Annotated in this window: 23 protein-coding genes; 16 read left to right on the plus strand and 7 right to left on the minus strand. The window is 48.6% G+C overall.

The annotated features are described in order from the left end of the window. Positions 1 to 4: 4 nt before the first annotated feature. The 4 genes from AWU77_RS06385 (at position 5) to AWU77_RS20840 (ending at position 1,509) form a co-directional block, all read left to right on the plus strand. Positions 5 to 610: a tRNA-(ms[2]io[6]A)-hydroxylase gene (locus AWU77_RS06385; RefSeq protein ID WP_062060482.1), complete on the plus strand. Its 606-nt coding sequence runs from the start codon at positions 5 to 7 to the stop codon at positions 608 to 610. Between the two features lie 172 nt (positions 611 to 782). Next, the gene (locus AWU77_RS06390) at positions 783 to 989 is read left to right on the plus strand and encodes a type II toxin-antitoxin system VapB family antitoxin (protein WP_062060549.1); all 207 of its coding nucleotides are present in this window, start codon (positions 783 to 785) and stop codon (positions 987 to 989) included. After that, on the plus strand, positions 986 to 1,363 hold the full coding sequence (locus AWU77_RS06395; protein WP_062060484.1) for a type II toxin-antitoxin system VapC family toxin: 378 nt from the start codon (positions 986 to 988) through the stop codon (positions 1,361 to 1,363). The genes AWU77_RS06390 and AWU77_RS06395 overlap by 4 nt, the downstream gene beginning before the upstream one ends. 17 nt (positions 1,364 to 1,380) lie before the next feature. Next, positions 1,381 to 1,509: a hypothetical protein gene (locus AWU77_RS20840; protein ID WP_255353636.1), complete on the plus strand. Its 129-nt coding sequence runs from the start codon at positions 1,381 to 1,383 to the stop codon at positions 1,507 to 1,509. Between the two features lie 97 nt (positions 1,510 to 1,606). Here the strand turns inward: AWU77_RS20840 and AWU77_RS06400 are convergent, their stop codons facing one another. Then, on the minus strand, positions 1,607 to 3,541 hold the full coding sequence (locus AWU77_RS06400; RefSeq protein ID WP_062060486.1) for a hypothetical protein: 1,935 nt from the start codon (positions 3,539 to 3,541) through the stop codon (positions 1,607 to 1,609). A gap of 220 nt (positions 3,542 to 3,761) precedes the next feature. On the opposite strand from AWU77_RS06400, the gene AWU77_RS06405 reads away from it, so the two are divergent. Both AWU77_RS06405 and AWU77_RS06410 read left to right on the plus strand, forming a co-directional pair. Further along, the gene (locus AWU77_RS06405) at positions 3,762 to 6,236 is read left to right on the plus strand and encodes a glycoside hydrolase family 9 protein (protein WP_193747508.1); all 2,475 of its coding nucleotides are present in this window, start codon (positions 3,762 to 3,764) and stop codon (positions 6,234 to 6,236) included. A gap of 165 nt (positions 6,237 to 6,401) precedes the next feature. Further along, positions 6,402 to 6,800, plus strand: coding sequence for a hypothetical protein (locus tag AWU77_RS06410; protein ID WP_238582326.1), 399 nt, complete (start codon positions 6,402 to 6,404; stop codon positions 6,798 to 6,800). A 50-nt stretch (positions 6,801 to 6,850) separates the two neighbouring features. On the opposite strand, the gene AWU77_RS06415 is transcribed toward AWU77_RS06410, so the two are convergent. Together AWU77_RS06415 and AWU77_RS06420 are read right to left on the minus strand one after the other, a co-directional pair. Further along, entirely contained in the window at positions 6,851 to 7,573 is a 723-nt protein-coding gene (locus AWU77_RS06415; RefSeq protein ID WP_062060488.1) for a UDP-2,3-diacylglucosamine diphosphatase, read from the minus strand. Position 7,574: 1 nt separating this feature from the next. Continuing rightward, the gene (locus AWU77_RS06420) at positions 7,575 to 8,069 is read right to left on the minus strand and encodes a peptidylprolyl isomerase (protein WP_062060490.1); all 495 of its coding nucleotides are present in this window, start codon (positions 8,067 to 8,069) and stop codon (positions 7,575 to 7,577) included. A gap of 112 nt (positions 8,070 to 8,181) precedes the next feature. On the opposite strand from AWU77_RS06420, the gene tmk reads away from it, so the two are divergent. Continuing rightward, the gene (gene tmk, locus AWU77_RS06425) at positions 8,182 to 8,805 is read left to right on the plus strand and encodes a dTMP kinase (RefSeq protein WP_062060492.1); all 624 of its coding nucleotides are present in this window, start codon (positions 8,182 to 8,184) and stop codon (positions 8,803 to 8,805) included. Here the strand turns inward: tmk and AWU77_RS06430 are convergent. Continuing rightward, positions 8,802 to 9,440 carry a pseudouridine synthase gene (locus AWU77_RS06430; protein WP_062060494.1) on the minus strand — a complete coding sequence of 213 codons (639 nt, stop codon included), beginning with the start codon at positions 9,438 to 9,440 and terminating at the stop codon, positions 8,802 to 8,804. The genes tmk and AWU77_RS06430 overlap by 4 nt on opposite strands. A gap of 96 nt (positions 9,441 to 9,536) precedes the next feature. Here AWU77_RS06430 and AWU77_RS06435 point away from each other — a divergent pair, with 96 nt between their 5' ends. From AWU77_RS06435 to AWU77_RS06450, 4 genes are all read left to right on the plus strand, one after another. Further along, positions 9,537 to 10,562 carry a DNA polymerase III subunit delta' gene (locus tag AWU77_RS06435; RefSeq protein WP_062060496.1) on the plus strand — a complete coding sequence of 342 codons (1,026 nt, stop codon included), beginning with the start codon at positions 9,537 to 9,539 and terminating at the stop codon, positions 10,560 to 10,562. Positions 10,563 to 10,654: 92 nt separating this feature from the next. Continuing rightward, complete coding sequence (locus tag AWU77_RS06440) at positions 10,655 to 11,008, plus strand: PilZ domain-containing protein (protein ID WP_062060497.1); 354 nt, start codon at positions 10,655 to 10,657, stop codon at positions 11,006 to 11,008. A 120-nt stretch (positions 11,009 to 11,128) separates the two neighbouring features. Further along, positions 11,129 to 11,920, plus strand: a complete 792-nt coding sequence (locus AWU77_RS06445) for a TatD family hydrolase (protein WP_062060556.1) — start codon at positions 11,129 to 11,131, stop codon at positions 11,918 to 11,920. A gap of 55 nt (positions 11,921 to 11,975) precedes the next feature. Next, positions 11,976 to 12,593, plus strand: a complete 618-nt coding sequence (locus AWU77_RS06450) for a dUTP diphosphatase (RefSeq protein WP_062060499.1) — start codon at positions 11,976 to 11,978, stop codon at positions 12,591 to 12,593. On the opposite strand, the gene AWU77_RS20075 is transcribed toward AWU77_RS06450, so the two are convergent. Next, positions 12,547 to 13,143: a YkgJ family cysteine cluster protein gene (locus AWU77_RS20075; protein ID WP_084618137.1), complete on the minus strand. Its 597-nt coding sequence runs from the start codon at positions 13,141 to 13,143 to the stop codon at positions 12,547 to 12,549. The two genes, AWU77_RS06450 and AWU77_RS20075, sit on opposite strands and share 47 nt — an antisense overlap. A gap of 290 nt (positions 13,144 to 13,433) precedes the next feature. Between AWU77_RS20075 and AWU77_RS06460 the strand changes: the two genes are divergently transcribed. Beyond that, on the plus strand, positions 13,434 to 14,417 hold the full coding sequence (locus AWU77_RS06460) for a malate dehydrogenase (protein WP_062060503.1): 984 nt from the start codon (positions 13,434 to 13,436) through the stop codon (positions 14,415 to 14,417). 114 nt (positions 14,418 to 14,531) lie between these two features. On the opposite strand, the gene AWU77_RS06465 is transcribed toward AWU77_RS06460, so the two are convergent. Next, positions 14,532 to 15,461: a D-hexose-6-phosphate mutarotase gene (locus AWU77_RS06465; RefSeq protein ID WP_238582328.1), complete on the minus strand. Its 930-nt coding sequence runs from the start codon at positions 15,459 to 15,461 to the stop codon at positions 14,532 to 14,534. A gap of 146 nt (positions 15,462 to 15,607) precedes the next feature. Between AWU77_RS06465 and rapA the strand changes: the two genes are divergently transcribed. The 3 genes from rapA to AWU77_RS06480 all read left to right on the plus strand — a co-directional run bounded on the left by rapA (position 15,608) and on the right by AWU77_RS06480 (position 19,805). Further along, complete coding sequence (gene rapA / locus AWU77_RS06470) at positions 15,608 to 18,568, plus strand: RNA polymerase-associated protein RapA (RefSeq protein WP_062060507.1); 2,961 nt, start codon at positions 15,608 to 15,610, stop codon at positions 18,566 to 18,568. A 102-nt stretch (positions 18,569 to 18,670) separates the two neighbouring features. Then, a complete protein-coding gene (locus AWU77_RS06475; protein WP_062060557.1) occupies positions 18,671 to 18,952 on the plus strand; it encodes a hypothetical protein in 282 nt (93 codons plus the stop codon). Positions 18,953 to 19,046: 94 nt separating this feature from the next. Further along, on the plus strand, positions 19,047 to 19,805 hold the full coding sequence (locus AWU77_RS06480) for a hypothetical protein (RefSeq protein WP_062060509.1): 759 nt from the start codon (positions 19,047 to 19,049) through the stop codon (positions 19,803 to 19,805). 119 nt (positions 19,806 to 19,924) lie between these two features. Here the strand turns inward: AWU77_RS06480 and AWU77_RS06485 are convergent, their stop codons facing one another. Continuing rightward, on the minus strand, positions 19,925 to 21,760 hold the full coding sequence (locus AWU77_RS06485) for a DEAD/DEAH box helicase (protein ID WP_062060511.1): 1,836 nt from the start codon (positions 21,758 to 21,760) through the stop codon (positions 19,925 to 19,927). A 610-nt stretch (positions 21,761 to 22,370) separates the two neighbouring features. On the opposite strand from AWU77_RS06485, the gene AWU77_RS06490 reads away from it, so the two are divergent. Further along, positions 22,371 to 23,213, plus strand: a complete 843-nt coding sequence (locus tag AWU77_RS06490; protein WP_062060513.1) for a hypothetical protein — start codon at positions 22,371 to 22,373, stop codon at positions 23,211 to 23,213. The last annotated feature ends 9 nt before the right edge of the window (positions 23,214 to 23,222 follow it).

The raw sequence follows: 23,222 nt of genomic DNA on the forward strand, positions 1-23,222 counted from the left end.
CTCTATGAATGCTCTCACCAAAATTCAGCAATTCCTGCACTGCGAAACCCCCGATGCTTGGGTAAAAAATGCGTTGGATAATCAAGCGCTATTGTTACTCGATCACGCTAATTGCGAAAAAAAAGCCGCGTCTACTGCCATTAATTTAATGTTTCGCTATGTGGGCGATTTCGACATGATGAACAAAATGTCGCGCCTTGCACGTGAAGAGTTGCGCCACTACGAACAAGTCATGGCGATCATGGAGGTGAGGGGCGTAGCGTACGATCAAATCACCCCAGGTCGCTACGCGGGCGAGCTGCGCAAGCCTGTACGCACTTCAGAGCCGGGGCGTTATGTTGATACTTTAATTGTCGGCGCCATTATCGAAGCTCGCTCCTGCGAACGCTTCGCCAAACTCGCGCCGCACCTTGATGAAGAGTTACAAAAATTCTATCTCTCACTCCTCAGATCAGAAGCCCGTCACTACGAAGATTATTTAACCCTCGCCAAACGTGCCGCCGATGGCGCCGATATTTCTGCGCGCGTGCAGGAGTTTCTCGCACTGGAAAAAACCTTGATTGAAGGTGGCGATGAGGAGTTTCGGTTTCATTCGGGTGTGGCTAATTAATTCTGGGTTAAGCAATAATCTTCACATGACTGCCTGGGGTCTCATCGAGAACGATGGGGCTTTTTTGTTGTAGTTCTTAGTATTAAAGAAACGTTTCATCGCTTAAATCTTAATGTGATTCCATTTTTGATGTGAAAATGCATCATTAATGATGATGGCAAAGGGTTTTGTAATGCGTACTACAGTAACTATTGATGATGCGCTCTATGAGCAAGCGCTTGAGATGGCTGATCCTGATATGGATAAAGCCAATATCTTCCGCGAGGCGATGAAAACGTTTGTTCGTGTTCAAGCGGCAAAGCGCCTTGCGGCACTGGGCGGCAAAGCGCCTGATATGGAAGCTATTGCTCGCCGATTCCCTGAAAGTACCAATTCATGAATGTGTTGGTTGATACCTCTGTGTGGGTGGATCACTTCAAGCGTGGTAATTCAACTCTGGCACATTTGGTGGAGTCTGATCGCGTACTTATTCACCCTATGGTATTGGCAGAAATCGCCTGTGGAACACCGCCTGCACCAAGGCAACAAACCTTGGCTGATCTTTCGCTATTACAATTATCCAACCAAGCCTCGCTAAAAGAGGTAATGGTTTTTATTGAGCAAGAAAAACTATACCGGCTAGGTTGTGGGCTGATCGATTTGATGCTGCTCGCATCCACATTAATCACGCCCGGCGCATTATTTTGGACGTTTGATAAACGTCTGGATGCGTTAGCGCAGCGCGTTAATATTGCGTATTCATTTCAAAATTGATATTGATGCGTTTTATCATGCGTGAATATGAAAAACATGGCATAACTATGCCTGATGATACGCGTGAAATTATTTTCCCTGAGGGGGGCCCGATTGTTACGGAGGCGCAGGCGAGGGCGCCGGAAGAAGGTAAAAATATTTTGTGAGTGTCGGTGTCTGAACCAAAGCCTGGTGCGATAAAATTTAATTTATTGTCAGGTTTTGCAGCAGTGATCTAACCAAGCCTCACTGCTGCGACTTTTATTATTTTGCTTTGCGTTTGCTCCGACGAATTCCGGCAAGCATAAATACACTCAAAAATGCCAGACCTAAGGTGCCAGGCTCGGCAACTGAAGCGCTAGTGCGATTGAGGGTGACATTCAGTGTTTCCATTCCGGTCAACGATAGTTGATTAAACTCCCACGACCAATCACTGTTTAATCCATTCACCATAAATTTAGAATAATCCACACCATTAAAGCCGACAGCTGTTAACACGTTGAATACTTGGCCGCTGGTAAAGTCAGTGCCGAAGAAATTTAACTGCAGCAGACTGGAATCCAAAAAGCTGAAGGTGTTGTGGATATTAAGCATGTCTTGGTTGCCGCTGGCAAAAAAATCCAAATTGGCGGTGCCGGCAAAATTAGTCGCGGCAAAAATATCCAGTTGCGCTGTTTCGCCATCATTCAGCCCCACAGTTAATTGTGAGCCAGATTCAAGTGTGAGCTGGTCGGTGTGTAGGCTGCCAAATCCGATAAGGTTGCTGAGCGATTGCGCGCTACCGAGGGTCCAGTCGCCACCTTCAATTCGCAGTGATTGAAAGCCTTGTACTGAGCTGAGATTGGCCGTTCCTGTGCCTGTCAGTTTCAAGAGGTTTTGACCACTGCCACCGTCGATAGAACCTTGAATAGTTGAGCTGCTGTGCAATTCAAGGGTGTCATTACCGCCACCCATATCTATAGCAACACCATTGCTGCGGCTGATAATGGCGCCGCTGTTGATGATGTGATCATCCCAATTACCTTGCAGAGTTACGCCGCTAGTTTGCGCATCGATAGTTCCATGGTTGGTAAGTGTAGTTGCGCCAAACGCTTCACCGCCTTCACTGTCATCGATCAAAATACCGCGATCGCTACTATAAATCGTTGCACCGGCGTAGTTGTTGATCACGCCACCGCCCATAGCAATGCCATCGGCGCGGTTGAAGTCGGTGGGGCTGTCTTTTACGCCGCCAGCGCCATTAGCTTCGATGCGGCCATAGTTATCAATGTTGCCAATGTGATCTATATCCACACCATCGCCGTCGCCATTGATGAGTGTCGCATCAAAGTTACCGGACACTGTGCCGTAATTAATCAGGCTGCCGGTGCCATCCAAGTTGAGACCGGAACCATTGTGGCCGCGAATAACGCCACCGGCGGCATTGGTTACATTAACGACGCCGTCGCCAGTAATGCCGTGGCGCGCACCCTCAATAAAACCGGTCGCTTCATTGTGAACCGTACCGCCAAAATCCTGAAAATCGATGGCTTCGCTGGACAGGTTAGTCGCACCAGCAACTAAGCCAGCACCGCCGCCAATAATACGGCCATGATTGACCACCACACCGTTATTGCCAGGGCGAATGCCGTCCGCATCGAAGGTGCTGATAACGCCGGTCGTTTGGTTAGTGATAAGCACAGAGCTGGCATTTTCGATCGCATTGAAATCCAATGCTTGGCCGCTGGTGGAATTAATTCTGCCGGCGTTATCAACGCTGACGGTGCCGACAGTACCGGATGAAAAGTTAATGCGTACCGCATCATTGCCGCCAATAATTTGCGCACCTTCGGCATTGCGCAAGACAAGGTTGCGACCAGCACCGCCGCTACTGCTGGTATCTATCGCACGACCGGAGCCAGTTGCCTGCACAGTGCCGCGGTTATCAATAGTGACTGTACCTGCAGTTGCGCCAGACCAAGTGATGGTTTTGTCAGTATTTGTCAGGCTCGCTCCTTGATTGATCTTTCCAGTTTCGCTTGCTGTCACAGTGCGCACGCCAGTGGCATTAACGCCTGTGGAAATCTCAAACGGAGTGGCGAGCGTAGTCGCTGACAAACCAGTCAGCACGAGAAATAACGCTGTGTGAATATGTCGGCGACTGTGTTTTTTGTCGCGCTGTTGGGCACTTGTTTCTGCAATGAAAGAAATAGTTTGCATAGAGATTCCTAAGGCAAAGGGGAGGAGATATCAGGGTGTTTAAGGCGCCATAGAATCGTCAATATTTGTTACAGATCGGTGACTGGGTACCTATCCGTCTGTAAATAGTCGCAGTAGCAGGGGTATTTAAAACAGGGGTTATTAAGTGTAAATCTTGTATACCAGCATGTTATGTGTAAATAGACTATAAGTCTGTGTTAATAATAATTTGGAGATCCGCATGGCATATCAATTCGGTCAATGGCGACTAGTTCTTGCTGTTGTAATGGTTTCGCTTATCTCGCCTGCTCAGGCAAAAGATGACCTCACTCTTAACGATAAAGATTATTTTGAAAAATCCGGATTAAACGTACTGGTGTTTAGCAATTGGTATGACGGGCTATTTAGCGACTCCAAAACTAGCGGGGTTGAATTAATTCATCACGGTGAGCGCACGGTTACCAATGGCGATGTACGTTTAAATGCGACGCCGGAACAATGGGATATGACGCCCATGTTCAAAGAGCGAAAAATAAATCGCGCTGAGCAATCCATTGAAGCTTTTTTGCATTATCCGGATGAGCAGTTTGATTTTTCCATCAAGGTAATTAAAAACGCAGCGGGTGTGCGTTTAACGGTTAACCTGCCAAAGCCCCTGCCCAAATCCCTTGAAGGCAAAGCCGGTTTTAACTTGGAGTTCTTGCCCGCCGCTTATTTTCATAAATCATTTTTGATGGATGATCAGGCAGGTGGTTTTCCAGTTTATCCCACTGGTTTAAAAGAAATTAATGGCAAAGCCGATCCTGTTGCGCTCGCGCAAGGTCAGCAACTGGTGTTGGCACCAGAGGATGCTGAACGCCGTGTGAGCATTCAATCTACCAATATACCGCTTGAGCTTTATGATGGCCGCGGCAAAGCACAGAACGGCTGGTTTGTTGTGCGCAGCAAAATTCCCGCCAACAAAACCGGTGTGGTTATTGAATGGCAAATTGATGCGAGTACGGTAAAAAATTGGATTCGCAAACCGATGATTGCCCATTCGCAAGTGGGTTATCACCCAGCGCAGAAAAAAGTAGCCGTGATTGAATTAGATGCGCGTGATAAAAAAATCCAGAAGGCGAGTTTGGTGAAAATAAATGCCGATGGAAGCCGTAAAGTGGTGTTGACTGAAAAACCAAAATCCTGGGGTAAATATCTTCGCTACGAATATCGCCAATTTGATTTCAGTAAAATCCAAACGCCAGGTCTTTATGCGATAACGTATGGCGATCAGGAAACCCATACTTTCCGTATTGATAAAAATGTTTACCAAGCTGCATGGCACCCCACGTTGGATATGTATTTACCCGTGCAGATGGATCACATGACGATCAATGAATCCTATCGCATTTGGCATGGTGCTTCGCATTTGGATGATGCTTTGCAAGCGCCGGTTAATATCGAACATTTTGATTTGTATGCACAGGGGCCGACTACCGATACCAAATTCAAACCGGGTGAGCATATCCCTGGATTAAATATTGGCGGTTGGTATGACGCGGGTGATTACGATATTCGCACTCAAACGCAATACGATGTGGTGAATACACTTGTCACCGCGTGGGAAACGTTCAAACTGAAGCGCGATACCACCAGTGTGGACTACGCCAGAAAATTTGTTGATCTCCATACTGCAGATGGCAAGCCTGATATGTTGCAACAAATCGAACACGGCACGCTTGCGTTAATTGCACAACATCGCGCTATAGGCCATGCGATTCCCGGTATTGTGGAAGCGCACATTGATCAGTATCACCATTTGGGCGACGGCATCACCAAAACCGATAATTTAATTTACGATCCCAAAATGGGAGAGCTGGAAACTGACGGATTTAAAAGTGGAAAATTTGATGACCGCTGGGCATTTACCAGTAAATCTTCTTCGTTGAATTACGGTTCTGCAGCTGCCTTAGCGGCGGCGAGCAGGGCGTTAACCGGGTTTAACGATGAGCTGGCCAAAGAATGTTTGGCAACCGCGAAAAAAGTCTGGGCCGATGAGGCCGCAAAAGCTCAGCCGGATTCCTTTAAGCATGGTAATACCACCGGTGGAAAACTAGAGCACGAGCAGCTCAAGGCGGCGACTGAGTTGTTGATCACCACTGGTGATAAAAAATACGCGCAAGCAGTTGCGAAATTGTTTGCTGAAGTAGATTTTGGTTTTGGTGCATCCTGGTTTATACGTGCGATACCTTATATGGATGCAGATTTTAAACAGCAATTAAAAATCAAAGTGCAGGCTTATCAACAAGCATTAGTAGCTGCTGAAGCCAAAAATCCTTTTGCTGTTCCGATTACCGAAGGCGGTTGGGCGGGCAGTGGTTGGGTAATCCGCAATGCAATCAATAATTTTTATGTGCACAAAGCGTTTCCTGAGTTGGTTAACCGCGAGTCAGTGTTGCAGGGTTTGAATTTCCTCTACGGCACTCACCCTGCGCACAATTTGTCGTTAGTATCGAATGTGGGGACTCGCTCCAAAGAAGTTGCCTATGGTATGAACCGCGCTGATTTCTCGTTTATCTCCGGCGGTATCGTGCCCGGTATTTTGGTGTTAAAGCCTGATTATCCTGAAAATCATGAAGATTGGCCGTTCTTCTGGGGCCAAAATGAGTATGTGGTAAATGTGGCGGCGAGTTATATCTTTTTAGTGAATGCAGCGGAAGATGTGTTGAAAGACTAGTTGTACTTTTGGTTATTCCATTGCACAAAAGCCTCACCCGTCGGTGTGGCTTTTTGTTTTTTGGGCGACTGGTTTTATGTTGCGCGGCAATAAAGTGTGGGATGTGTGAACCCAATTTCTGGTTTATGATGTCTAAAAAGCACACTAACCAATATGGAGCTTGTTATGACCACCCCTGATGATAATAATTTGCCACAGAGTCCAGCTCCTGCACCAGCTAAGGATACCAAGCCTGCAATGAGTAACTGGCCGTTAGGTTTGGCGGTTGTGGTTATCGGTGGTTTGCTGCTGGCGCGCAATCTGGGTTTTGAATTATTTTTTTTGGATTTTCACAACTGGTGGGCATTTTTTATTTTGTTGGCGGCAATCGGTCCTTTGCAGCAGGCGTTTAGTTTTTATCGCAAAGAGGGTTTGGGTGCGGCGGTGGCTAATTCATTGGTGTCTGCTGGCGCAATCATTTTTATCGCGCTCATGTTTTTGCTCGATATGTCATTTGGAACCTGGTGGCCAATTTTTGTGATGATTGGTGGGCTCTATATGATGACCAGTCGCAACCGCGCGTAATCACTGAGTTTATAAGTTTCTCGCTTAACTCCGCAGCGCAATCTGCGGGGTTAAATTTTCCAATCGATTAATGCAATGCTGTTTTGATCGGCTTTAATACACCAACCTGAATCATGCCAATCCCCCAGCACAATCCGTTCAGCGGATGTGCCTGCAACAACTAATTGATGGCGTGCAGGGCGATGGGTATGGCCGTGAATGAGTTGCGTGACTTTTGCTGCTGCCATTTGTGCGGTCACTTCAGCAGGCGACACATCGAGAATATCTTCCGCTTTTAAGCTGTTCATGCTTTGGCTTTTTTCGCGTAGCTGTGCGGCGAGTGCGCGGCGTGCAGGAAGTGGTTGCGCAAGAATTTGTTGCTGCCATTGTGGGCTGCGCACCATGGCGCGGAATTGTTGATATTCGGTATCGTCGGTGCACAAGCTGTCGCCGTGCATTAGCAGGGTAGGTGTGCCGTATAGATCGATCACGCTGCCATCGGCAATTAGCGTCATGCCTGCTTTTTTGGCGTAGGTGTCGCCCAATAAAAAATCGCGGTTGCCATGCATAAAATAAATCGCAACGCCCAGTTCACTGAGTTTATGCAATCCGCTTGCAACATCTTGCACCAGTTCTGCATCGTCATCATCGCCAATCCAGGCATCAAAAAAATCGCCGAGAATATAAAGTGCTTCGGCGTGAATGGCGTGGGTGTGCAAAAACTGAAAAAACGCCCGCGTGATCTGCGGGCGTGATTCGTGGAGATGTAAATCTGAAATAAAAAGCGAGTGCATATTATTCAGCAACGGTGGCGCTTTGAATAATGACGGCTTCTTTAGGTACATCTTGATGGAAACCTTTGCTGCCGGTTTTAACACCTTTGATTTTGTTGACTACGTCCATGCCCTCAACAACTTTACCGAATACACAGTAGCCCCAACCAGATGCATTTTTGCCTGAGTGATTGAGGAAGCTGTTGTCTTTTACGTTGATAAAAAATTGTGCGGTGGCGCTGTGTGGGTCATTGGTGCGCGCCATTGCCAAGGTGCCAGTCAGGTTTTGCAAACCGTTGTCGGCTTCGTTTTGGATCATTTCGCGGGTTTCTTTTTGCTCGAAATCTTCGGTGAATCCACCGCCTTGAATCATGAAACCATCAATTACGCGGTGAAAAATAGTGCCGTTGTAAAAGCCTTCTTCAACATATTGTTTGAAGTTGGCAGCGGTCTTGGGCGCCTTATCAAAATCCAGTTCAATAACGATATCGCCGTAGTTAGTTTGCAATGTGATCATGGTGAATCTCCCTTGAGATTTAGAGGGTGGTGCTGGAAAAAGCCGGTATGATACGCGCTCCCCCAAGGGGAAGGAACGTGTAAATTGTTAATTTTGATAAGTAGAGAGAATTATGCAGCGCGGTAAATTTCTGACAATTGAGGGCACCGAGGGTGTCGGAAAGAGCACAAATTTGGCTTTTGTGGCGGATTGGCTGCGCGCACGCGGTATCGAGGTGGTGGTTACCCGCGAGCCGGGCGGCACGCCATTGGCAGAGGAAATTCGCAGCCTGTTGCTCAGTAAACGCGATGAATCGGTCGATGAAACGGCGGAGCTGCTGCTGGTGTTTGCTGCGCGTGCGCAACATTTGGCGCGAGTGATTAATCCGGCGTTGGCGCGCGGCGCCTGGGTATTGAGCGATCGTTTTACCGATGCCACCTTCGCCTATCAAGGCGGTGGGCGCGGTTTGAGTAAATCCACTATCGAGCAACTCGAACAATTAGTGCAGGGTGATCTGCGCCCGGATTTAACCTTGATTCTCGATATCGATGTCGAGCTTGGCTTGAATCGCGCCCGTCAGCGCGGTGAACTGGATCGTTTTGAAAGTGAGGCAGTAGTGTTCTTTGAGCGAGTGCGGGGGGCTTATCGCGAGCGAGCAAATGCAGCACCTGAGCGCTACGCGTTGGTCGATGCGGGCAAAACGCTCGCTGAAGTGCAGATAGAAATAGATCAGGTTTTAACGCGTCTGATCGGTTAAAAATCCGGCGCAGCCACCACTCTGACTTCCTTTCCGGTAATTGGGTGATCCAGCCAGAGCTCTTGCGCGTGCAGCAGTAAACGCGGGGCTTTGGCGAGTACATCTTCCGGCGCATATAAACCATCGCCCAGCATTGGGTGGCCGAGGCTAAGCATATGTACACGCAGTTGATGGGTGCGGCCGCTGACCGGCTCCAGCAGTACTCGGGTTGTCTTTGTATCTAGATGTCGTTCCAGTACGCGATAGCGCGTATGTGCGGCTTTGCCGCTTTCAAAACACACTTTTTGCAGTGGGCGATTGGGCCAGTCGCAAATCAGTGGCAGTTTGACCTCACCTTCATCTTCGGCGATTAAGCCATCGACTACCGCGACATAGCGTTTGTGAATTTCGCGCGCTTCGAATTTGTGGGTGAGATTTTTCAGTGTCAGGTAATTCAGCGGAAACATCACAATGCCCGAGGTGCCTTGGTCAAGGCGATGTACTACGCGGGCATTGGGGTTAAATTTCAGCACACGGTTGGACAGGCAATCCTGTTTATCCGGGCCCTTGCCGGGCACACAGAGCAGCCCGGCGGGTTTGTTGGCGATGAGCAAATCCTCGTCGAGGTACAAAATGTCGAGCTGGGAATCGGTCATCGGCAGGCCTGAAGCAGAATTAAGCGGGCGCGGATTATCGCAAATTTGCTAAGCTTGCCCAATCTTTTATTCCGCACCCTGTATTTGAGTGGTTTCATGAGCAACTTTCCCCTTCATCCTTACCCTTGGCAGCTCAGCGAATGGCAGCAGTTGACCCAGCTTATCGCCGCCCAAAAATTGCCCCACGCAATGATGATTGCAGGCCCCAAGGGGATAGGTAAGCGCCATTTGGCCGATGCCTTGGCGCAGTTGCTGTTATGCCAATCGCCCATTGAAGGCACGCCGTGCGGGAAATGCCGTGGCTGCGAATTGAATAAATCCCAAACCCATCCCGATCTGGTGTGGCTGGTGCCTGAAGAAGAGGGCAAGGCAATCAAAGTAGATCAGGTGCGTGAGCTGACTGAGTCGCTCAGTAAGACTGCGCAGCAGGGCGGCTATAAAGTGGTGATTATCGAGCCGGCCGAGGCGATGAACGGTAACTCCGCCAATGCGCTGCTTAAATCTTTGGAGGAGCCAGCGGCCAACACTTTATTGGTGTTGGTTACTCACAGCCCCAGCTCGGTATTGCCCACCATTCGCAGCCGCTGCCAACTGCGCAAATTCCCCATGCCGCGCACGGAACAGGTGTTGCACTGGTTGTCGCCGCTGTTGATCGGCAGTAATGCCAAGGCGGAAACCTTACTGGTTGCGGCGCGTGGTGCGCCGCTGAGTGCATTGGCCTTGTTGCAGGGGGATGCGCTGGAGCAGCGCGAACAAGTGCTGCAGCAATTTGTGCGCTTGAGCCTTGGGCAGGTATCGGCGATTGAGTTGGCGGCGCAATGGTACAACGGCGATGTGCATGGATTTATGGAGTGGTTTCTCGGCTTGTTGCACAGCATTGCCCGCTGGCGTGTCGGTGCGGATGATTTGCAAATGGAGCATGCCCCGGTGGAGTGGCGCGACCGTCTAAGTCATCTTAATTTGCCGCTATTGCATCGCTACATTGAAAAAATCTTGCTCTCTAAAAAACAACTATTGAGTGGAGCAAACCCCAATAAACAATTGTTATTAGAGGAATTATTGCTCGATTGGGGCGCTTTGTTGCGCGCTAGCACGAATCGCGCTGTGGCGTCTGGACACTAGTGAGCTAATCTATTAGTGTTCAATCCTTGGCGTTATATCTTCGGCATGAGTTGATGATACAGGCCACATAAAACCAACAAGCAGGATCTGTTATGCAACCCATTGGTGGCGGTGCCCGCAACGGCATACTTTCTCTTACGATTAAAGACAAAGCTGTACTCTACGCAGCCTATATGCCCTTTGTGAAAAATGGTGGCATGTTTATTCCCACCAGCAAAAGCTACAAGCTGGGTGATGAAGTATTTATGTTGTTGAGTTTGATGGATGAAGCAGAAAAAATTCCAGTTGCCGGTAAAGTCGTCTGGGTTACCCCCAAGGGTGCGCAGGGTAACCGCGCGGCAGGGATAGGTGTACAGTTTAGCGATCAGGACAATACCGCCATCAATAAAATCGAAACCTATTTGGCGGGCATGCTCAACTCCGACAAGCCTACCCATACCATGTAGCGGTTCCTGCAGGTAAAATCGCTCACTGCTGAGTTTCTGCGAAGCCAGGTAATGCCTGGCTTTGTTGTTTTTGCTGCTTTTATTTTTGTTTATTTGCGCCTCTTGTTATTGGAAATGCCCATGTTAATTGATTCCCACTGTCATCTTGATCGGCTCAAGCTTGACCCCTACGGCGGCGATTTAAGCGCTGCCATCGCTGCCGCTCATGCGCGCGGTATTCAGCAAATGCTGTGTATCGGTATTAGTTTGGGGAATATTCAAACCGTTATTGATATTGCCCAAACCCATCCGAGTGTAGTGGCCTCGGTTGGTGTACATCCGTGTGATGTAAAAGAGGGCGCAGCAACCGCTGAGCAATTAATCAATTGGGCATCGCAACCCAAAGTCGTCGCTCTGGGCGAAACCGGTTTGGACTACCATTACGAAACCGAAAGCAAAGCCATCCAACACGACAGCTTTGCGCTGCATTTACGTGTGGGTAAACAAATTGGTTTGCCGGTAGTAGTGCATACCCGCGAAGCCAAAGCCGATACCCTTGCGCTGATCAAAGAGCACGGCAGCCTTGAAAGTAGCGGCGTATTGCATTGTTTTACGGAAGACTGGGATATGGCCAAAGCTGCGCTGGATTTGAATTACTACATTTCTATTTCCGGTATTGTCACCTTTAAAACCGCCGAGCAAATCCGCGATGTGGTGCGCAACATGCCGTTGGATCGTTTATTGGTAGAAACTGATTCGCCATACCTCGCGCCGATTCCCTATCGCGGCAAGCCTAACGAGCCAAAATACGTGCGTGAAGTCGCGCAATTTGTGGCCGATGTGCGCGGTATTCCGCTCGAAGAACTTGCCGAAAGAACCACTGAAAATTTTTATCGTTTGTTTGGCAAAGCTAAACAGTATTTACCTGCTTAAAAACTCCGTCGTCATCCCCGCGCAGCGGGGATCCAGCTTTTAAAAGAGAAAAAACATGAACGCGCAACAAGTAAAAATTATGCTCGAACTGCAAGATGCAATGAACACTAAAGTTAATGCCAATTGGCAACAGCAAGGCTATGAGTGGTATCGCGCCATCTGGGTTGAATGCGCAGAGCTTATGGATCATTACGGTTGGAAATGGTGGAAAAAACAAGCGCCTGACACCGAACAAGTTGCCCTCGAATTAATCGATATCTGGCATTTTGGTTTGAGCATTCAGCTGCAATCAGGCGCCGCGTTGAATGACATTATTGCGAAAATTGAGAAAGAGTTGGTTATCGTCACCGACGAAAAAGATTTCCGTCTCGATTTGGAAAAATTTGTTGCTGCGACCATAGGTGATCGTCAATTTCATATTGGTTTATTTGCCCGCTTGATGGCCGGTGTGGATATGACTTTCGAACAGCTCTACCGCGGTTATGTAGGCAAAAATGTATTGAATTTTTTCCGCCAAGATCACGGCTACAAAGACGGCAGCTACCGCAAACACTGGCACGATGGTCGTGAAGATAACGAACACTTGGTTGAAGCGGTGCAGAGCCTGGATACCACCAAGCCAGAATTTAAAGATGAGTTGTATCAGGCGTTAGTGGCGCGTTATCAGCAATAACTAATGATTCGGGAGCTGTTGTTGTTTGTGTGACAGCTTCTTGTGGCGGCGCGGCTGACTCAGTATGTGCCGCTAGTATCTCCGGTTGCATGATGGCAACTTCACTAAATACAGCAACACTCTCAGGTTGTACGGAAATTATCTCTGCTTCCAGTGCAAAGCTATCTGGCAAGACATCTATCGCATCAACTTGAGCCACAATAATGAGTTCGAGCTGAGTGTCAACTGGCGGTAGTCCGTAAACGGCTCTGGCACGTGTGCAAGCTTCATTGACACTACCATCCGCATTCCACATATCAAACTCCCGGCAAGTGCTGGAGCGCTGTTCATAAATGCTGCAGCTAACGTGCTCGCCGGGAGTGCCAACCAATGCAACGCACTTTACCGGATTCTTCTCTGTGCCTTTCATGCAGGCGTGATGAGGGCTGATCTGTAGAGTCAGTTCATCGGGAATAGTCCCGCCGGCGCTTTGACATTCGCCCCAATAGAAAGACACACGGAAGTTCGCGCAGCAGGCGCCGCACGTAAGGCAAGGGGATTCGGATGGCATAGGGTCTCAGAACGAGGAAGAAAGTGGTTGATGATGTTGGTTTGGAGTTGCGCGATTCTGCGCTTTCCATGGCAAATTTCAAGATGGCGCCGCAAATATAAGTATCTGGATGGGGCCCACCGACGTAAATAAGCAGTCAATTCTGCGAACCCCTCTCATTTAGTGTCATTCTTGGGGTGAATTTTCTGCCCAAATGCCTATAATGCTCGCCCGTCTGAGCAGTAAACCCTGGCACACAATGCCGAACTTTCGTTTTCTTCCAATATCACCCGAATAAATGGAGTCTCATCGTGAAAGCACCCGTAAGAGTTACCGTCACTGGCGCAGCTGGCCAAATCAGCTATTCCCTGTTGTTCCGCATTGCTGCTGGCGACATGCTGGGTAAAGATCAACCAGTTATCCTGCAGTTGTTGGAAATCACTCCAGCGTTGAAAGCCCTGCAAGGCGTGGCGATGGAATTGGACGATTGTGCATTCCCATTGTTGGCTGGCATTGTGACTACCGATGACCCTGCTGTAGCGTTTAAAGATACCGATTACGCATTGCTGGTTGGTGCTCGTCCACGTGGCCCAGGTATGGAGCGCAAAGACTTGTTGGCTGCTAACGCCGCGATTTTCTCTGTACAAGGTAAAGCAATTGATGACTACGCTTCACGCGATATCAAAGTATTGGTTGTTGGCAACCCAGCAAACACCAACGCACTGATCGCTCAGCGCAACGCACCAAACATCAACCCACGTCAATTCACTGCAATGACTCGTTTGGATCACAACCGTGCGCTGTCACAGTTGGCGACCAAAACTGGTACCAGCATCAATAACATCACCAAAGCGCTGATCTGGGGTAACCACTCATCTACCCAGTACCCCGATCTGCACAACACTCTGGTTGATGGCAAGCCAGCATTGAGCTTGGTTGATCAAGCTTGGTACGAAGCAGATTACATCCCAACCGTACAACAACGCGGTGCTGCAATCATTGCTGCCCGCGGTGCTTCATCTGCTGCATCTGCTGCTAACGCTGCATTGAACCACATGCGTGATTGGGCTCTGGGTACTCCAGCAAACGATTGGACCAGCATGGGCGTTTACAGCGATGGCTCATACGGCATCGAAAAAGGCCTGATCTACTCTTTCCCATGCGTGTGCAAGAATGGCGATTGGGAAATCGTACAAGGCTTGGATATCAATGAATTCTCACGCGCGCGTATGCAAGCGACCGAGAAAGAATTGCAAGAAGAGCGCGATGCAGTAGCTGAATTGCTGCCAGCGTAATAGGCAATAGCCTGATGTAAAAATGCCGCTGCTTTGCAAAAAGCAGCGGCATTTTTGTTTGTGTTTTATTTGTGTCTGGTTGAGATTTGTTTGAAATTTAGTGTGGCTTCAATTTTAGATTTGTTTGAATTCCATCCATGCACTTTTGCTTGTGCCTGCTGGCAAATGCCATTGCTCGCTAAGTACCGCACCGCGTTCTAAACAAATATAAAACTGCTCCTGACCTTCGCCGATATCGGCAATGCCTCTTGCGGCTTCAGCTCCAGGGTTCCAGGTGACAACACTTGGGCAATTGCTATGGGTGATCTCAATGGATGGTGAGCCTTTGATGGTGACGGGATTTTGAATGTCAGGAAAGACGCGGTCGACCGGGCCGGGAAAACTCAAGTCGCCTGCTTGATGTTTTTCGGCGTGACCTTCAAAGTTATCGAGATATTTCCGCTCTGCCAAACCCAGTACACGCACATCGGTTAACGAGCTGACGCGATGGTAATTGTGCATCGCCCAACTGCAATCAAAGTCTTCGGTATCGGTATTGTTGATGGTGAGCTCAAGCTTTGCACTGTTGCCCAGCACCATGCGCAATTCGGCTGAAAAATCGAAGGGGAATAGGTCATTTGCATCGCTGACAAATACAAATTCCAGTGCAACAGAGCCATCGGTGAGCTGCCGAGCTTCTCCCAACTCCCAGAAATTATTGCGTGCAAAACCGTGTTTGGGTTTGCTTGCATCGGATTGATTAACACCAAACCAAGGCAGGCAGAGTGGTACGCCACCGCGCAAGGCCGTGCCAGCCGAGAAGTCACAATTTGGGCTGAGCCACAGCAGTGGATCACCACTGGTGGTTTTGAATTCCAAGAGATGCGCACCCTGCAGTGAGATGACTGCGCTGCACAATTCAGTTTCTACAATTAAAAGCGGTAAACCGGTGCCGGGAGCTGAGGGATACTGCTCGCTACTGTTAGTAAGGTGCAGAAAACTGGACTTGGCGACCAGCTGCTCAAGGTGAAGTGTGCTTTGTGCATCGAGGGTGTTGATATGCATGGTGGCATCCATTTATGTGATTAATGGACTCGATTCTATAGAAAAGCTGGCAAGCTAACAGCCAAATTTTTTGGTTTTGTGGGCTTTAAAACAGTATCATGCGCGCCTTTTAGACAATTCCGATAAATGGGCAAGTAGGTATTTGAGTGAGTAAGTCGCAATTAGCAGGTGGTTTTGTAATTGGTCAACGCTGGATAAGTGAGTCTGAAGCAGATTTGGGGTTGGGAATTGTGTTGGATGTGGCGAACCGCCGCTTAACCTTGAGTTTTCCCGCAGCAGGCGAACGCCGCACCTACGCCATGGACAATGCACCGGTAAGCCGGGTGAAGTATGAGATAGGTGATAAGGTTCGCCATCAAGATGGAACCAAAATTCAGATCACCAGTATTGTCGAACAAGCAGGCTGTTTGATGTATGTCGGCCTCACCAAAGATAATGAAGAGCTCGCCATTCCCGAGTTTGAACTGGATAGCTTCGTGCAGTTCAGCACCCCGCGCGACCGCTTGTTTGCCGGTCAAATCGATAAACACAATCACTTCACCTTACGTTACCAAACGCTGCATTATCAAAATTTGCATCGCCAATCGCCTATGTTTGGCTTGGCAGGCCCGCGTGTGCAATTGCTGCCGCACCAGTTGTATATCGCAAGCGAAGTCTCCCAGCGCCATGCGCCGCGTGTATTGCTGGCCGATGAAGTAGGTTTGGGTAAAACCATCGAAGCCGGTTTGATTTTGCATCAACAATTGATGAGTGGCCGTGTGCAGCGCGCGTTAATTGTGGTGCCCGCGAGTTTGCAGCATCAGTGGTTGGTGGAAATGCTGCGCCGTTTTAACCTCGCCTTTACCTTGCTCGATGAAGCGCGCTGCAATGCCTTGGTTGGGTTAGATAGTGTTGAAGAGTCGGTTGATTACGTCGATGACTTTGAAGATGATTTTAAAGAAACTGTCGAGCCGTCAAACGATACCAATAACCCATTTGAAACCGCACAATTAATTATTTGCTCGCTGGATTTTCTCACCAAAAATAATTATCGCTACGAACAAGCGGTCGCTGCTGAGTGGGATTTATTACTGGTCGATGAAGCACACCATTTGCAGTGGAGCGAAAAGAAACCGAGCAAGGCCTATAGCTGCATTGAAGGTTTGGCGCAAAAATCTAAAGGTCTGTTGCTATTGACCGCAACACCGGAACAGCTGGGCATGGAAAGCCATTTCGCTCGCCTGCGTTTGCTCGACCCAGATCGCTATTACGATTTGGAAAAATTTATCGCTGAACAAAAAGCCTATCAGCCGCTCAATGAGTTGGTGCAAGAGTTATTAAAGGCCCATAGCGATGAAGCCGCCAAAATGCCTGTGGCTCTGGTTAAAGCGCTGGATGCTTATTTGCCCGCAGACACCATCAAGGAATTACAAACTCAAGCGGAACAACAGAGCTTGGGTGATGCAATCGACAATGCGATCCATACGCTGTTGGATCGCCACGGTACTGGCCGTGTCCTGTTCCGCAATACGCGCAATTCGGTCAGCGGTTTTCCCGAGCGGAAATTGCAAGCCCATGAGCTGGAGCTGGACGATGAAGATCTGATCGCCTTGCTGGAGCAGCCACTCGCAACACAAATTTGTGCCGAGCAGTATTGGCAGCAAAAAACCGAGTCCGATTGGTGGTTGCAAGACCCACGGGTGATTTGGCTCGCCGAATGGCTGCGCCAACACCGCCGCAAAAAAGTATTGGTCATCTGCGCCAATGCAGATTCTGCGCAATCAATCGAAGAATACTTGCGTCTGCGCAAAGGCTTAACCACAGCAGTGTTCCATGAAGGTTTAAATCTGATTGAACGCGACCGCGCCGCTGCGTACTTTGCAGAAGCTGAAGATGGTGCCCAGGTATTGATCTGTTCGGAAATCGGCAGTGAAGGGCGCAATTTCCAATTTGCTCAGGATTTGGTGTTATTTGATTTGCCTACTAACCCGGATTTGTTAGAACAGCGCATTGGCCGTTTGGATCGTATTGGCCAAACGGACACCGTAAATATTCATGTGCCTTATTACGCCGATACCGCACAGCAGAAATTGTTGGATTGGTATCACCAAGGTTTGAATGCCTTTGAAAAAACCTGTGCGATAGGGCAGGCCGCCTATGTGAAGTTTGCCGAGGCATTGTTGCCTGCATTGATCGATAACGACGATGAAACTTTTAATGATTTATTAGCGCAAACTCGCGAGTTTTCGGCTGAGTTGGTGGCGCAGTTGCAGCAAGGGCGCGACCGTTTATTAGAGTTAAACTCCTGTAAGCCGGCGCAGGCAGAAGCCCTGGTTGATGCTTTAGCTGAAAACGATGTAAGCAGTGTATTGCCGATTTATATGGAGCAGGTGTTTGATAGTTTTGGTATCGACTATGAAAAACATAGCGAAAAAAGTCTGGTGCTGCACCCCAGCGATCATATGCGTATCGAACAATTTCCCGGGTTGCCGGAAGATGGTTTGACCATCACCTATGATCGCCAGCAAGCCTTGTCCCGCGAAGATATGCAGTTCCTCACCTGGGAACACCCATTGGTGCGCGGCGCACAGGATCTAATTGGATTAAGTGAGTTCGGCAACACGGCTTTCTGCACCTTAAAATTACCTCCGCTAAAACCGGGTAATCTATTGCTGGAAGCATTGTTTGTATTGCATTGCCCAGCACCTGCAGAATTGCAGTTGTTCCGCTATATGCCGCAATCCCTCTTGCGCGTATTGCTGGACGATAAAGGTAAAGACTTGTCCGCGGTACTCGGCATTAATCAACTGAGCAAACTGCTGCAAAAAGTACCACGCAATAATGCGCAGGATCTGGTGCGCCACGCTCGCCCGACACTGACCACCATGGTGCAAAAAGCAGAAGAAATTACCGCCGCAAAACAAGAAGAATTAATTGCTGAGGCGCAAGCCAAAGTAAGCGAGCAATTAAATGGTGAGCTGGCGCGTATGAAGGCACTGAAAGACGTGAACCCAAATGTGCGTCAGGAAGAAATTGATTATTTGCAGCAGCGTTTAGCCGCAAGTCAACACTTTTTGTCCCAAGCCCAAATTCGTTTGGATGCACTACGTGTGGTGATGACAATTTAATTTCTTAGCTACAGGTGGCCCCTCTGATTCTGTATGGGGGTGCCTGATAAATCCCTATTGTGTATTGCAGGTTATTACCTGAATCAACATGAGAAAAACATTATGTACATCTTCTCCGCCAATGGCCGCGCCAAAAAAGCCTTCGACGATATTAAAGAAGGTCAAATGGTGCCTTTTATTGTCTATATCAATTTCAAAGATTTATTCGGAGCCGAGCATTTGTGCAAGCTCTATTTAATGCGCGCGGGTTTTGTGGAAATCCAAATTGAAAACCGAAAATTGGTGCCAAGTAATCTGACCAGCGATCCACGTGTGGTTGCGGCCGATAAAGCCATGGCAGAAGCGCTGAAAGATGGTTATATGATTCAGATGTTTGATGAGTAACTCTTAGCCTGAAACTCCTGCGTTGTAATGCCCCGCTGAACTAATAGCCACTGCTTGGGTCTAGAGATAAGTTTTTATCACTGGCGCTACAAGTATGTTGGCTACCCTTCCTGAATTCAGGGACGTTGATTTTTCCCATCTACAGCTTTCCGATTCCAGTCCGGGATCGGCCGAGTCAGTGCGTGAACCGTCATCCTCGTTTCTGTGGATTGCACTGGTCTTATCCCTGTTGCTGCATTTATTTTTGCTGCTGTTTGAGTTCAGTTCAAAACAACTTCATCAGCAACAGATTGCAAACCAAACACTTCATATAAATTTGCGGCGCGTGCCAGCAACACCGAATGCACTTTCCGATACTGTTGCGGAAGAGGTTGTTCAGCCTGTGGTTGCTCCGCGCGCGGCAAAAGAAATTGTTGTCGCACCGGCCATTAAAGGAGTAGTCGCGCCGAAAGAAAAGCCATCTAAGGTGCCGCCTGCCACTCGCGTGGTGATAGAGCCATTGACTGCGCAAGAGTTGGCTGAGCTTACCGATAATCACAACTCGACAACAGCTCATCAAGATTCTGCCTCAATCGCAGAAAATGTATTTCATCCTGGCTTGCGTGCGCAACTCACTACAGAGGCAAATAAACCCAAGCTTGCGCGAGCTGAAGAATCAGCATTGCAAACCTATACCGATCCGGCAGGAGCAGAGGTCATGAAGATATCTGATAAAGGGTGCATGCGTTCTCCTAGTGATACCAAAGTTGGTGCGCCTAAAAATTGGTATTTCGCAGGATGTGGCGGGCAATCGGAAAGCGAAAAAATGATGGAGCGAGTGAATGGCGAGGTAAAGAAAAAAGTTTCGTTTTGAGCAATAAAAAAATCGCCATGAACATTTGCATGTTATGGCGATAAAGGAGTTTAAGTAACCGAATGATTTATTCAGTTACTTAACAAGAAAACGAATTGTTAATGGCTAAACAATGTTAATTAGTCGCTTTTCTTTGGACGAAAGCTGGTTTTTTTACCGTCGCGCTCACCGAAGCGGGGCTTGTCACGGCCACCCTCACGTGGAGCACCATCGCGTGGACCAAAATCGCGTTTTGGTTTACGGCTAAAGTCATCGCCGCCGCGTGGGCCGGTATCCAAAGAAATTTCCAGTGGGCGATTGCGCACGCGCACTTTTTTCAATTTGGCGAGCGCGTCTTTTGAAATGCCGGTTGGCAGATCAACGGTAGAAAACTCATCGTGCAATTTAATGTGGCCAATAAAGCGGCTCTCAATGCCGGCTTCGTTGGCGATTGCGCCAACTATATCGCCTGGGCGCGCTTCATGGTTGCGACCTACTTCAATACGGTAGCGATCCATGTTCTCGTCGTTGCGTTCACGGCGTGGACGATCTTCACGTGAACCGCGATCACGGCCACCGTCACGGCCACCACGGTCATCGCGATCACGACCGCCACGATCATCACGACTACTGCGCTCGCGCTCAGGTTTTACATCGGTAAACTTCACTTGCAATGGGCGCTCGCGCTGTAACAAGTAGGCGAGGGCAGAGGCAATTTGCTCTGGCGATACATCATTTTTGTGGCTGTATTCAGCTAGCAAATCATTGAAGAAACTCAGGTCAGATTGCGCTGCCAAGGTATCGGTAATTTGTTGCGTAAATTGGTCGATACGGTGTTTGGTAACGGTGGCGCCGCTCGGCAATTCCATCAAGGTGATAGGTTTTTTGGTCGCTTTTTCGATGGTGTAAAGCAAACGCTTTTCACGCGGAGCAACAAACAGGATGGCTTTACCGCTGCGGCCGGCACGGCCAGTACGGCCGATACGGTGCACGTAAGCTTCGCTATCGTAAGGAATATCGTAGTTCACTACGTGGCTTACACGCTCAACGTCGATACCGCGTGCGGCAACGTCGGTGGCAATAACAATATCCAATTTGCCCGTTTTTAAACGTTCAATCGCGCGCTCACGCAATTGTTGGTTCATGTCGCCATTGAGTGCAGAGGCAGAATAACCGCGCGCTTCTAATTTTTCAGCCAATTCAACGGTAGCTGTTTTAGTGCGCACGAAAATAATCATGCCGTCGAAGGGTTCAACTTCCAGAATGCGGGTTAATGCATCCAGTTTGTTGGTGCCGCTGACCATCCAATAAACCTGCTCGATATTCGCATCGGTAGATTGAGTGCTGGCAATTTTAATTTCGGTAGCGTTGTTCAAATAGTTGTTGCATACATGGCGAATTTCTTTCGGCATGGTGGCAGAGAACAAGGCGGTTTGGCGGGTCTTGGGAGTGTGTTCCAGAATCCATTCAACATCATCAATGAAGCCCATGCGCAGCATTTCGTCGGCTTCGTCGAGCACCAGTGCTTTAAGGTTGTTCAAATTCAAACTGCCGCGACGTAGGTGATCCATTACACGGCCTGGTGTACCTACCACAACGTGGGCGCCGCGCTTTAATGAGCGCAACTGGCTAGTCATATCCTGACCACCGTAAATCGGCAGTACATGGAAGCCAGGAATTTCACTGGCGTATTTTTGGAAAGCTTCAGCAACTTGAATTGCGAGTTCACGCGTAGGTGCTAAAACCAAAATTTGTGGCTCTGCTTGTTTGGTGTCGATACGCGACAACAAAGGCAGTGCAAATGCCGCCGTTTTACCGGTGCCGGTCTGCGCCATGCCGAGAATATCGCCACCGGCAAGCAACACGGGAATCGCCGCTGCTTGAATGGGGGATGGTTGCTCGTAGCCAACTTTTTGGATGGCGCGCATAACGGGTTCAGAAAGGGCTAAATCGGAAAACATAATAGGGTCAGACATGTATTAACCTGTGTTTAAACATAAAAATCTCGCGCAAAAAATAACAAGACCGCAGCAAAATGCCGCATCTGTTGTTTCTACGGTTAGATTCTTATTGGTTTTTTAATGGGTGTTTGCAAAAGTATCGCCCAATAAAAAAGGCAACAGTGAATGGGCAAACACAATAAAGTGGGGGCGATGATTGGATCGCAACGCGTATGAGCTACATACAAGATTCGGCTGCGTGTGAAAATAACTCGATGAGTCAGGGCACAAATGCAGTCGTAAAGGGCGATTAAATCAACGAAGTCCCGTGTCAATCTGCCAGGCAGATTCTGTTGCAATCCGCGAATAGAATATTCGCATGACCGATTGCATATCAGCATCACCCCAAGGCTAGACATTCACGATCAAGAGAGGGGTCACTGAAAGTGCGCGGAGTATAGACACTTGTAGCTTTTAAGGCCAGTGAAATTTGAAGTGCATCGCAAATAAGTGCTAAATCGAAGCAATCTTGGTCGCAGATTTGCATAGGCGATGATCACCGGGTCATTCAGTGAGGGGCGCAACTTAGAGACTGTTCGCGGCGCATGGCTGGGTTTACACTCACAGCCTTAATAAGGGTTCCGGTATGGCTGAACGACACATCTCCACAACTGCACTGGCGCGGTTGATTAATAAAGAAAGCAAAGAATTATTTATCCTGCTCACCACGGGTGGTTGGATCGTAAAAGTTGATAACCATTGGCAGCTGACCGAGAAGGGTAAGTTTGAAGGTGGCATTTATGTTAATCACCCCAAATACGGTGAATACATCGCCTGGCCTGAGTCTATTCAACAACACCCTTTATTAAAGCTGCTGCCTGAAGCACCGCTCAGTGCCACCAATCTGGCGCACAAGTGGGACATTGCCGCGCGCTTGGTGAATTTGTTATTGGCGGAAAAAGGGCTGATTAAAAAACATATTCGCGGCTGGTTGTTGTCGCCCAAAGGTAAGGCGATAGGCGGGCAGCAGCAAGAGGCGGAGTCGGGCATTCCGTTTGTGACCTGGCCGGAAACTATTTTGGATGAGCCAGAATTGATTGCATCACTCTTACAAATTAAGGGAGATGAAAGTTTGCTTGGTCAGCCGACACTGGATGGCCATAGCGTCAATAACGCCATGCAGCGCCGCATCGACAATTGGCTGTATCTCACCCGGCTGATTCATGCCCGGGATTATGAATTGTTATGGGATCTGGATTCGGCGACCGCCGATTTTTATCTGCCCGAAGTAGAGCTATGCATAGAGTGCTGGGCGGATGAACTCGGCGTTGAGCATAATCGCGCGGCGGTAATTAGCGGCGAGCTGGAAAAAAATCAGGTCTACAAAAAAAACAAGGTCGCGTACATAGAATTTCGCGATGAAAATATTCATCAGCTCGATGAAATGCTCGCCCGCGAATTACTGCGGCGCGGTGTTGCTGTTTATTAAAATCTTTTT

Origin of the sequence: Cellvibrio sp. OA-2007 (assembly GCF_000953825.1) — a bacterium.
Lineage (GTDB): Bacteria > Pseudomonadota > Gammaproteobacteria > Pseudomonadales > Cellvibrionaceae > Cellvibrio.